Source organism: Janthinobacterium sp. GW823-FHT03B06 (assembly GCF_058796955.1).
The window spans coordinates 1308134-1321354 of record NZ_JBXAJE010000001.1; the positions used below are offsets into that span (position 1 = coordinate 1308134).

Below are 13221 nucleotides of genomic sequence, written 5' to 3' on the forward strand. Positions count from 1 at the left end.
CCATAAAGCGCGACCTGCCGCAGATCGAGACGGCCAAGGTTGAGCTCGTGTACGAATGGCGGACCTGACCCTGGCTCCCTTGGAGACGGCCAAGGTTGAGCTCGTGTACGAATGGCGGACCTGACCCTGGCTCCCCGAATGGCGGACCTGCCTCCGCCCCCAAGACAGTATCCGACCCCGCCCCTCTTTCTGCAATCAGCTACCCGTAAATGTAGCCGTTACGTCACGCCACTTAACCGATGGCGGTAGCTCATGTCCGTTAACAAATGCAACAAAAACATCCGCAACCACGGGGGCGGTAAACCATTCATCTGCCAACAACTTTATTTCGCCTCCGCCGAAAGCAAGAATAGTCCCGTCCGGATAAACCTTGCTTGCAACGTCGTGATAAGCACGATAGTGGCGACCTGTGGCAACATCGCGGCGCTCCAGCATGCACGTGATCCCACCACCGGCAACTTGGAGATAATTCCCCTCGTCGTCGGTTAACGACGCATACGATGAGGGGCCATAACTACGCAGTCCTGCTATGGCAGAACGTACTTGCGCAACGCTCACTTGCTCAACAACAGGTCTTTTCTCGACTTCTAAACGCATGAATTAATGACCTCCTGAAGGTAAATATATCGTCATCGAACCAGTCACTGGCTGCCCGCCAATACGGCCAGTCCCAACTGCTCCAAATCGATTCACATGCATATCCGAAAATGCTTGGTATGGTGTAGCACGTGCACCGCCGCTCTTAATTTCAATTCCAAATAATGAATTATCAGGATTTCTGGTCATGATGTCATATTTGCGAACTCCGAGTGGACCGGCAACTTCCAGCTCGGTGCCCACTACATTTACACCATTTGACCTTAAAAAATCAGCATAGTTACTGGCATTAACTGTACCGGGTGCAGGCGCGCCGCTAACACTCGAAAATTTTCCATCTGGCGTACGCAAACTGCCATCAGGGTAAGATCTCACGTTAGCAGCCTTATTTGCGGCGGCTTCCCCATCCTTCGACAAAGCAGGAACACTAGGCTCCCATGCATTGGTCAACGGATTCTGGCGCGCTATGACTTTTCCATCCGCGCCAATCAATTCCGCATTTCGTATAGGAATTGGGCTAGTGTCGATAGTTCGCTCTGCTACCTGAGCAGTATTGCGCGAAAAATCAATGGATTTCCCCAGTTTTTTGACTGCATCAACAATACCACCAATACCAGTCGACAGTATAACAGTAGTGCCAATGGCGCCATCGTCAACATCGCTGCCTACGTAGCCTGCTCGTTCAAATCCTCCAGCAAGGAAGTTGGTCACTTCCCCTGTCGCCTTGTCGATCATTTTTTCTACTACGGGAACCCGCTTGACACCAAACATCACAGGTCCGGCCATGAAGTCCGCCCCGGCCAAGACAAGTTTCGCTTCAGGCTTACTCTCAATAAAATTACCAAATTCCTTGACCGCAGTCCCGACATGCTGGGAACCTTTGTCGAGATGTCGAAATAGCAAGAATGCGTCTGGCACCGCACTGCTCGCATCTGATAAATTTTCATTCGAAACGTCCGAAGCAGGAACGGTGTGCATCTCTACATTAGGATTTTTAATGAAACCTGCCCGCACATAAGATTCATGGATATCTGCAATTTGCTCAGCTGTTGCCCCTCGTAAGCTCAAATAATTGTCTACTCGACGCAGTCTTTCAGCGGGCGAAATATCTTGCAATGAAGGGTCGTGCTGCAGATCAGTCACTTCCTTCAATACTTTATATTCATCAGGTGAACTAGACGCATTGAGGCCTAACTCAGCTCCGATATACCCAATTTGGGCCTGCTGCTCTAATGACAACAACTTGAAAGAATCCGGTAATTTTGGACGATTGAGTAAGCCAGAAGCACTGGTGCCAGCGGCATTCACTGCCGCCCCAGTCAAACCACCGCTCAGCGCACCAATCGCCGTGGAGGCCAGCAGTCGGGAAGTGCCCCCCTCAGCCCAATCGCTTTCAATCTTTGCTGCCTGGAGCAACATTTCGTCTCTTTTCGTCTTGTCAGGCTCACGAAACGCTGCGTCCTTCAAATCAAATGCTTCCGCCAGCTTGTCTTTGGCGTACTCCTCCACCTCATTTGCCGCCGCCGCCGCAAACGCCGCCGTTACATCCATCGTCGCCTGCAGCTTGGATTTGTCGAAATTATTGCCGATCTTGCCGCTGCTATCCACACCGGTCGTCACATCGCGGTTCACACCCGCGATAGTTTCTTCCGCTCCCTTGCCGGTCGCCGCGCGCTGGGCCGCGTCGTCTGTGATGACGAGTGTGCCGCCGCTGATGCCGCTGCGCGTGGTGCTGCTGGCATTTTCGCTAGTCCCCACGATAATAGGCAAACCTGCGGTTTTGGCATCCTTCTCGCCGCCGACGTTGGTGAGGTTATCGTTCTTAGGCCCCGTGCCTGCGAACGACACTCCTCCCGACACCCCAACACTGCTCCCCTTCGAAATCGCATGATTGGCAATATCACTATGCGTCAAAGTCGAGGTAATCAAGCTGCTGTCAAGCTTGCCCGCCTCCGTGGCGCTGATGACGGCACCCTTCAAGTCCGTATTGCCACCCACCTTGATCTGGAAGCCGCCGTCACCCGCCTTGATGCCGCTCTGCTCCTGCACGCTGGCGTAGTCGTTATGCATCTTGCTCTGGCTATAACTGCCGCTGACGCTGGCGCCAAAGCCGACGGTACCGCTGGCGGAGATGCTCTGGCTCTTGCTGTCGAACTTGGCCGTGTCCTGCAGGCTTTCCAGGTTCAGGTTGCCCTTGATGTCGGCAATTACCTGGTTGGCGCTGGCCACGGCGCCCTTGATGTTGGTGTCGCCGCCGCTGCTGATGATCAGCTTGTCGCCCGCGTTCACATGCGTGTTGAGCTGCGTCGTGCCATCGCCGTCCTCATGCCCCTTGCTGCCGCTGACGCTGGCCGTGAAGCCGAACGAGGTGCCCTTGGTGCTGACAATGGCTTGCACGCCCACCGATGCACTCATGCTTGAGCTCTTGCTGTGCTGGCTTTCCGTATCCTGCGCGGCCAGCAGATTGACGTTGTTGTCGGCATGCAGGCGGATATCGTTCTTCGCGTTCAGGTCGCTGCCCAGGATGGTGATATTGCTATCCTTGCCGCCACCCGTGGCCGTGATGTTGATATTGTTGCCCGTCAACACGCTGCCGCTGTGCGTGGTGCTCGCCGTCGTTTGCGTCTGCTGGCTTTCCGAATGGCCCGCCGTCAGGCTGATGCTGATGCTTGGTCCGCCTTCCTTCATCATGTCCTTGGCCGCGGCGTTCGCCGCCATGGCCGTGGTCGCCGCAGCCATGGCCGTCACCCGGCTGTTCTTCGCCGTGCTGGCTGCCGTGCTCATGGTTTGCAAGGTCTGGATGGCGCTCACCACGCTGCCGCCCAAGGCGACGGTAAAGCCATCCTGCGTGGTCTTGGTCTCGAATTTCCCCTTATCACTATCTTGTCCCGGCGTAATTTTCACGCTGGTGCCCGCCAGGTTCAGGTCAGTGGCCGCGACAATATCGCTGCCGCCGATCTTCAGGTCCTTGCCTGCAACGATGGTCAAGGCGCCGCTGGTCGAACCCACGGTGCTGCGCGCCTGGCCGCTCTGGATGACGGCGTCACGCTCCTGGTCGGTAGTCGTGGTGCGCGTGCCATAACTGAAGCCAAAGCCGCCACCGCTCATGAAGCCGCTTTCCTTGACGTCGCGGTGGTGCAGTTCCTTGCTCGTTTCGCTTGCCGCGGCTATGCTGATATCGTTCTTCGCCAGCAAACTGGCGGAGCCATCGCTGAGAATTTGCGCGCCCGTAAGCTTGATGTCGTTGCCTGCAGCAAACGCCACCGTAGCGCCGCCAAAAGCACTGCCGGCCGAGGTACCCAGGTCCAGCATGTCGCGCGTGGTGATGGTCTTCTTGTTCAGGAAACCCTTGCCGGTCTGTACATGTCCCTCGTCGACGGTAAGCTGGTTCGCGGCAGCGCTCAGCACGATGTCATGGCCCGCCGTCACAGACAGGCCCGCGCCTGCCTGCACATCGGCTGCCCGGGCAGTCAGATCGTTGCCGGCCTGCAGCACAATGCTGCCACTGCCCTGGATCTGGCTACCCACCTCGGTACTGCTGCTGTCCTTGCGGTAGTTTTTCGCATCCCAGCTCAGGCTGCTGCTGCTGGCCGTCGTCAAGGTTCCCAGGTTGATGTCGCGGCCGGCATTGACGATGGTCTGGCCATCCTTGCCGGCATTGCCGATGACCCCGGCAAGCATGCTCACGTCGCGGCCCGCAGACACCACCAGCGTTCCGCCGCCACTGCTGCCATCACCGGTCACGTACAGCCCCGCCACCCGGTCGATATCCGTGCGGCTGAAACTGTTGCCTCCAGCGCTGCTGCTGGCACTGTGCGTGGTGCTGGCAATATGGATGTCGCGCCCGGCGGTAGCGATCAACTCGCTGTTGGCCGAGATCGTGCCGCCGATATTGTTCAGGTCGTTCCTTGCGGCCACGGCGACGGCGTCGCCGTTCAGGCGGCCACCCATGTTTTCCACATTGTCCGCGGTCAGCTTGACAACGCTGCGCCCGGCAATCGTGCCACTGTTGGTCAGGTCGCCCGACAGATTGATATTGATGTCCTTGCCGGCCAGCAGTGCTCCGCTACCGTCCAGGTCTCCTTCACGCAGGCGCAGATAAATTTGCGGTACCAGCGCTTTCTGCACCGAGCCATCTGGCAGCGCCACGTCGCGTTCGACCAGCCAGACAATATCGCTCGTCAGCGCTGCCATTTGCTCGGCCGTCAATGCAACACCAGGATGCAGATCGTAATTCTTCGCATATGCCACGCCGGCGTCCATCAAGGCACGGTATTGCTGCTCGTCGTTCGTGTAGTCGCCGACAAAGCGCTGCCCCGTCAACTGCGCCACCTGTTCGCGGATCAGCTTTTGTTCATAGAAGCCGTCACCCAGGCGTTTTTGCGTCACCGACGGGTCCACCTTGACCTGATTGAGCAGATAGTCGGAACCTGTCCATTCGCGGAAATTGGCAAAGCGCGGATCCGTCTCGACCAGGTAACGCGACGACAGCGACGGCAAGGTGCGGAACAGGCTTGCATTGGGCAAGGCCGTTGACGGGCTGCTGGTGCGCACGAACTGCGCCCGGCCGGAAGCGTCCGTAAGCGCCACTTGCGCAATGCCGGGCAGGCGTGTCTGGCCCGGTACGCCACCCAGGCCGGCAGCCTGCGCGGCGGTGCCGGATGCATTGCCGATGCTGGTGCTGCCCGCCGGCGCCAGGCTGGCCTGGCCGTGTGCATCCGCCCCCGTCACGCGCCCCACCTGCATGTCGGCGGGCAGCACGCCCAGTGCCGCTTCCGTGACGCCGGCCCCGCGCGCCGCACCCGGCACGCCACCGACGCCGGTCGCCGCGGAAACGCCTCCGGAGGCATTGCCGATGCTAGTCGTGCTCCCGGACGCCAGGCTGACCTGGCCAAGCTGATTCGAACCTGTCACGGTGGCGGCAAGCGCGCCGGCGACCGTACGAACGAATTCCCCCTGGCCGGCCTGGCCGAGGCGATCCGTGCCAGTAGTTGAAGCTGTACCGCCGACATGCTGCATCTCTTGGGCCATGGCACCCGTTGCCGCCGTGCCAAGCGCAATGGCGCCCGGGTAAGCACCAGTCGGGCCATTGCCTTGTTGAACCGCATCGACTGCGCTCCCGGAGACGCTGCCGACAGTGCCGCCCAGGCCGGCCCCCGCCACCCGCGTCGTTCCGTTCGGCCCACTGCCGCCGCTGGCCGCGCCGGCCTGACGGCCTGCCGCATTGGCAACCCCGGCCAGGCCTGCCAGCACGCTGACAATGGCCTTGCCCTGCACTTGCGCGCTGGCCGCGCCGGCCGCGCTGGTGGAGGCATTGACGCCGCCAGTAGCGGCGCCGGACAAGCTGATGCCGCTGCCCTGCGGCGTGGCAAACTGTTCTTCCCGCGCAATGTTAAGAGTGATGCTCTCGGTTTTCTCGGCCCCGGTAAAAGCCGCCGGTTTTCCAATGCTGGTACTATCGCGCCCTTTTTTGAACTTTCGCTTGTATAGGGTCGCCGTACCTTTGTCAGTACTGATTTTCTGTCCCTGCGTCTGTCCATTCCTGATGCGGCTGCCATGCATGTCCAGCAGCCCGCCCGCGATGATATGGCTGTCTTCGTTGGCAACTAGGTCGGCACTGATGGAGATATTGCCGCCAGCAATGATGCGCCCGGGGTCGGAACTGACGATCTCGCTCTGGCGCGAAGTACGCGTGGTCTTGTAGAGCGTCCACACTTCATACGTGCCATCTGGCGTGCGCAGATGCAGCGACTCGTCATCATATGTCTCCACGCCCGGCGTGCCGGCGACATAGCGTTTCGCCGCGCCGGCGCCCTGGTACTCGGTCACGGACTCCTGTTTCGTCGATGAGGACATTTTCATCTGAATATGCTTATTCAGATTATTGATCTGGGCAGCGCTCATGCTCAGGCTGCCCAACGCTTCGATGGTGGCGCTGGCGTTATTCAAGACCGCCGTGCGCCCGGTCGCCTGGCGATTGCCGTCAATACTGCCGCCGATAGACAGGCTGTTGGCGCTGAAAATCAGCGCGTGTTCGAAGTTATTGATGGTTTGTGCGCCAATCTGCAGGTCGTTGCGCGCAGCGATGGTCGCGGCAACACCATTTTCCACATCATTGTTCAGGGTCCCGGCACCAATGCTGAGCTGATCACCATAGATGCGTCCGGTGCCAATGTTATGAATGATGTTTGCATTAATCTCAGTGGCAACACCGTCGATCACGCCCCGATTCACCAGCAGACCGCCGGCACTGAGGCGTGTGATGGTCGCGCTGATGTCACCGTAGGCCGTGTTATCGATGTTGGAATTGGTACGCAGGGTCAATGTGCCGCCCGCGCGCACTTTGCCCATGTTCAGGAATTGACCACCGGTGGCGATGCCAAGGTTGCGGTTGGCGACGAGCTCCGCACCGGCGCCATGGCTATAGCCACCGCTCAGATCGAGGTTCATGTCCAGCTGCGACAACAGGCGTCCATCGCCCGTCAGACTGGCGGCACGCACATCGGCCAGCGCGCCGGCAATCACCGTCCCTCCCGTATTGATGATGGCAAGGCTGCGGTTCGCCGCCAGATCGGCCACGCTCAGCGCCCTGCCGGCGCTGGCCAGACCTTGTGTATTATCAAAAACACCTGAGCCGACGATATCCAGATTGCCATCGGTGCGCAACGCTCCCGCCCGGTTGCTCAGCGAGCCCGTCGTCAGGATGGCGTTAATCGCCTCGATACCCTGGTTACTGCCTTGCGTCGTGCTGTTGTCGATCGTGCCCGCCGTCAGGCTGACCGTGGCGCCGGAGCGTATCAATCCATTCCGGTTGTCGATGCCGCCGGGAGTAGCGAACGACAGCTTGCCCACCACCTGTATCTGGCCATTCTGGTTATCGAGGCCAGCGCCAGACAACGCCAGGCTGGATTGGCCGACGATCTGCCCACCCGCATTGTTGATCAAACCGGTGGTGCCGCTGATCGCCCCTGCCGCACCGAAATAACCTGCCGTGTTGTTCCAGCTGCCTATCGACAGAACGGCGTCGCCACCGCTGACGATGCCGCCGGCATTGCCCTGGTTGCGCGCAGCATAGGCGCCAGCGCTACCGTTGCTCAGGACCTGGCCGCGCGTGTCGATGCGCATGCCAGCGCCAGACTGCAACAGGCCGCCATCATTCGTCAACGGGCCGGAGTACACGCTCAGCGTCTCGCTGGCGGCGATGGTGCCCAGATGGTTATCCAGCGCCCATAGGCCCGTATCGATCCGGATATTCTTGCCAACAATCATACCGGCGGCGCCTTGTCCGGCAGCGACCGTATTGCTCAAGTCAGCACTCCGAAGCGTGATGTCGCCAACGGCCTGCAGCGTGCCGCCGTCGTTTTTCAAGACGCCGCCGCTGATGACATTCAAGTTACCTGCCACTGTCGCAACCTTACCGCCGGTATTGTCCAGGAACCCAGCCGCCAGTTCGACGTTACCCGTCGCGGCCAGCAAGCCGGCCTCGTTGCGCAGCACCTGGGCCGCGCTGGCGTGCAGCGTACCGCCAGCCGTCAGTTTGCCGCCCTGGTTCAACAGCTCGCCCACCGCCGCCGTGAAATTGCCGCCGGCTGCGATCACGCCACTCTTGCTGTTGTCCAGCGTGCCGCCACCGCGAATATCCAGGCTGCCGCTGCCAGCCGCCTGCAGCGTGCCGCCCTGGTTATTCAAAGAGTAGGCAGCGATGCTGGTGCTGCCATTGCTGGCGATCGTGCCGCCGCGGTTATCCAGGCTCTGGCTGGCGCCGATAGCGGTCTGTCCGAGGCCGAGTTGGGTAATATTTCCTTGACGATTGTCGAGCGTACCGGATGAGATCGTTACCTGCTGCGCGATCGTGCTGGCATTGCGATGGTCAAGCGCCGCCGCGGTCATGTCCAGACTGCCATTCGAGGTGATCTGGCCCCGCTGGCCGCTGATCTGGCCTGCATGCATCGTCAGTGTTCCGCTACCCGCATGTTCGATCTTGCCGTCCGTATTTGCCAGCACGCCAGCGTTCAGGTTCAAACTGACGCTGTTGACGGCGATGCGTCCGCTCGTATTATCGAGTACGCCGCCGGGCGAAGTGAGGTTGAGCGAACTGGCGCCACTGCCCGTCTGGATGATGCTGCCCTGTACATTGCCCAGGTTCGCCACTTGCACGGTCAATTGACCTGTGCTGACCTGGCCGCGGCCGTTCTCCCAACGCTGGCCATAGTGATTGGCGGCATGGACTTCGAGTGTGCCAGGGGTCGTTACCACGGCGCCGCTGGTGGAGACGTCACCCGCGCTCGCGTTCAGCGCGATGTTCGACGCACTGGTTTGGCTCCCCGCCACATCCACCGTAGCACCGCTGAAAACCATGTTGCCCGCAGCCAGATTCTGACCGGAGGCGCGCAAGGCCTGGGCCGTCGTCACGTTCAGGTTGCCTGCGGCCAACAAACTGCCATCGGCCTTGACGCCCGCAGCCAGCAAACTCGACGCGGAACCGGTCAGACTGCCTGCATTGATCGTGTTGTGTCCTTGCGCCAGGATAGTGCCAGTATTGCTGACATCGCCCGAGGCACGCAGAGTCTGGTTGGCACCAGCATACAGGCTGCCGCTGTTGACGACGTTGGCGGCAACCGTATTCAGGTCGATACTGGCAAACACCTTGCCGCCAGTATTGTTCAGGTCGCCGATAGCCAGCTCCGCATTGCCATCGAGCGCCTGGATCTGGCCGCGCGTATTATCCACTGCACCACCGCGCAGTGTCAGCTTGCGCCCACCCAGAATATTTCCCTCAGTATTGTTCAAAGCCGTACTGGCGTTCACACCGAGATTCTGTGCCGAAACAAGACGGCCATGGTCGTTGAGCAGGGTCGCCGTTTCGACCTGCACATCGCCATTGCCCTCGATCTTGCCGCCGCTGTTGTCCAGACTACGCGTGGCAACGATGCTCGCCAGGTCGGTTCCTAACTGGATGATCTCGCCCTGACGATTGTCCAGGGCACCGCTCGTCACCGTCAGCTGGCGCGCAATCGCGCTGGCATTGCGGTGATCGACGTAATCGGCCGCCACTTGCAGCGCGCCATTACCCGTGAGCTGGCCACGCTGGCCGTAAAGATGCGTGGCGTGGATATCCAGCACACCCTTGCCCGCATGTTCGATCTTGCCATCGATATTCGTCAGGTCGCCCGCCTGCAGGCGCAGATTGGCGCTGTTGACGGCGATGCGCCCGCCGGTGTTATCCAGCTTGCCCGTCTCGATGACCGTGTCGCCCGTGCCCGTCTGTATCAAGGTACCCTTGGTATTGTCCAGATTGGCCACCCGCAGGGCCAGCTGCCCGGCGCTCAGGCTGCCGCCCTGGTTGACCAGTGCCTGCCCGTTGGCGGCATTCGCCGTGATGGCCAGCAAGCCATTCGTCGATACGATGGCCTTGCTGGTCGTCACATTGCCCGTCAAGGCCGTCAAGCCGACATTGGCTGCGCTGGTCTGGCTGCCGCCCACGTCGACCGACCCGCCCGTCAATTGCAACTGGCCCGCCGCCATGTTCTGGCCGCCAGCTTGCAAGGCGCCGGCCGTTTTCACCGTCAAATCGCCAGCCGAGGCAAAGCTGCCATCGGCGCGCATGCCTGCCGCCAGCAATCCATTGCCGCCCAGGCTGCCCGCCGTGATCGCCGTATTGCCCAGGGCCGCCAGCGAACCGGTATTGCTGAGCAAACCACCGATCTCCAGGGTCTGGTTGCGGCCCGCATACAGCACGCCAGCGTTGAGGACGTCGCCGCTGACCTTGGCCGTGATATCCGTGCCCGCGCCGAGTGTGCCTTGTACGTTGCGCACGCTGGCCGCATCCAGGCTCAAGGCGCCCGTGCCTGCCTGCAGCAGGCCGCGCGTATTGTCGATGGCGCCGCCCAGGTGCAGATCGGTCGCCGCCGCGATCACGCCGTCGGTATTGACGAGTGCGCCAGTGCTGACGATGTCGGCGGACGTTGCCGAGGTGATTTTGCCCTTGGTATTGTCCAGGCTGCCGGTCTGCAGCGACAACACGCCGTTGCCGGCCATCTCCCCATTCGTATTATCGAGCTGGCCACTGACGGCCACCGTCATACCGCCCGCGCCCGTCTGCAGCAAATGGCCACCCCGGTTGCTCAAGCTGTCAGCCTGCACGCTCAGGGACCGCCCCGTGGTGGTGGCGTTGGCATGGTCAAACAGACCGGCCTTGAGATCGACGGCGCCATTGCCGATGATGCTGCCGCCTGCGCCCTGCAAGGTGGCCGCCGTGATGGCCAGGGTACCTGCACCCGCATGCTCGATCTTGCCGCCCGCATTCGTCAAGCTGGCCGCGCCCAAGATCAAATTATTACTATTGACGGCGATGCGTCCCACGCTATTGTCCAGTTTGCCCGTCTGGATGACAGTGTCGCCCGTGCCCGTCTGGATCACGGTGCCCTTGGTGTTATCCAGGTGACCCACGTGCAGGTCAAGCTGGCCGGCACTGAGTTGCCCTTCCGTATTGCGCAAGGTATCGTGCGCGCGGACCGTCAGCGTGCCCGGCGTGCTCACCACGGCCTTGGCGGCCAACACATCGCCGCTCGTCGCGGCCAGGCTGATCTGCGTTGCACCGGTCTGGCTACCCGTGATATCCACATTGGCGCCCGACAGGTTCGCCGCGCCGGCCGCCAGGTTCTGGCCATGTGCGGCCAGCATGTGCGCGGTATTGATCGTCAAGTCACCAACCGTGCCCAGCTTGCCATCGGCCTGCATGCCTGCACCGATCAAGCTGCTTGCACTGCTATCGAGGCTATTGGCCGCAAGACTGGTATTGCCTTGCGCCGCAATCACACCCGTATTGGCGACGCCGCCGCTGGCGGTAATGGATTGATTCCCGGCAGCATACATGCTGCCCGTGTTATTCAAGCTGAAAAGCGTGGCGTTCAAGTTGGCGCCTGCAAACACGCTGCCAGCAGTGTTGTGGAGCTTGCCGACGTTCAAGGTCGCGTTACCGGCAACGGCTTGCAATTGCCCCTTGGTATTGTCGATGTCACCACCGTTCAAGACCAAGTGACGCCCGGCCGCCACCGTGCCTTCCGTATTGTCCAGGCTTCCCGCTTTCAATTCGACATCTTGCGCCGCCACGACGCGGCCCGTATTGTTCAGCAAGGCGCCAGCTTTCACCAATGCATCGCCATTGCTCTCGATCTTGCCGCCCGTATTGTCCAGCTGCCCGGTGGCAGTCACCGTCAGCATGCCCGCGCCCGTCTGCGCCAGACTGCCGGCGCGATTATCCAGACTGCCGGCGTTGACGGTCATCTGATTCGCCACCGTCGTCGCATTGCGGTGATCGAAGGCGACTGCCGTGATGTCGAGCTTGCCATTGCCCGTGATCTTGCCGAACTGGTTGTTGAACTGGCCCGCGTTGATGGACAGTATGCCCGCACCTGCATGCTCCAGCTTGCCGTTAAGGTTCGTCAACACCGTCGCGTTCAGGGCCAGGTTATTACTGTTGACGGCGATGCGGCCGGCCGTGTTGTCCAGCTTACCGGTGGTAATCACGGTATCGCCTGTGCCCGTCTGCACGATGTCGCCGCTGGCATTGTCCAGATTCGCCACATTCAACTGCAATTGGCCCGCCACCAGCTGACCCTGGCTGTTCACCAACGCCTGGGCATTATTGGCATTGGCGGTGATGGCCAGCACGTTGCTGGCGGAAATGACTGCCTTGTTTGTCAGTACGTCGCCGCTGCGCGCGGTGATGGCGATATTGCCAGCGCCCGTTTGGCTGGCCGACAGATCTACGCTGGAACCCATTAGCACGGCGCTGCCCGCCGCCAGGTTCTGCCCGCTCGCTTGCAGCACGCCATCCGCGTTGACGGTCAGATTGCCTGCCGTACCCAGACTGCCATCCGCTTTCATGCCGGCACCCAGCAAGCCGCTGCTGGTGACGCTGCCAGCGGAGATCGTTGTGTGATTGGCGGCGGCGATGGAAGCCGTGTTGTTCAGCAGACCGCCCACGGTCAGCTGCTGGTCGCGGCCCGCATACAGCAAGCCGGAGTTGTTCAGATCGCCACTGACCTTGGCCGCCAGGTCCGTGCCCGCGCTCAGCGTGCCCTGCTGGTTCAGCAGGCTGGCCACATCCAGCGCCAAGGCACCGGTGCCCGTTTGCACGACACCACGCGTATTGTCCAGCGCGGTACCACCGACCTGCAGGTCGGTGGTCGCCGCCAGCACGCCATCGGTGTTATTCACAGCGCCCTTGCTGGCGACAGATGCCGCAGCCGCGGACGTGATGCGGCCCTTGCTGTTGTCGAGTACGCCTGCCCGCACCTGCACGCCGCCGTTGCCGCCGATCTCGCCGCCGCTGTTGTCGAGCTGTCCCGTCGTGGCTACCGTCATCGCCGCATCGCCCGTCTGCAGCACATGGCCGCCACGGTTGCTCAGGCTATCGGCCTGCAGCGTCACTTGCTGCCCCACCGTGCTGGCCTGGTCATGCCGCATGATGCCCGCGTCGATGCGCACCAGGCCATTGCCGAGGATGCTGCCGCGCTCGCCATCGAGCGTTGCCGCGTGGAGAGCCAGCGTGCCGTTGCCCGCATGTTCGAGCTTGCCATCCGTATTCATCAGCTTGCCCGCATCCAGGGTCGCATTCGC

At 61.1% G+C, this 13221-nt stretch carries 2 protein-coding genes and 1 pseudogene; all 3 read right to left on the reverse strand.

The annotated features are described in order from the left end of the window. Positions 1-195: 195 nt before the first annotated feature. Positions 196-597, reverse strand: a complete 402-nt coding sequence (locus AC1RBA_RS05865) for a hypothetical protein (RefSeq protein ID WP_071654368.1) — start codon at positions 595-597, stop codon at positions 196-198. A 3-nt stretch (positions 598-600) separates the two neighbouring features. Then, positions 601-12501, reverse strand: a complete 11901-nt coding sequence (locus tag AC1RBA_RS05870; RefSeq protein WP_492417180.1) for a hemagglutinin repeat-containing protein — start codon at positions 12499-12501, stop codon at positions 601-603. 168 nt (positions 12502-12669) lie between these two features. Next, positions 12670-13191 (reverse strand): annotated as a pseudogene (locus tag AC1RBA_RS05875) (hypothetical protein); the annotation flags it as partial. Between the last annotated feature and the right edge of the window lie 30 nt (positions 13192-13221).

Coding starts and splice junctions, on each gene's coding strand:
- AC1RBA_RS05865 (WP_071654368.1), bottom strand. CDS start 597: ATGCGTTTAGAAGTCGAGAAAAGACCTGTTGTTGAGCAAGTGAGCGTT.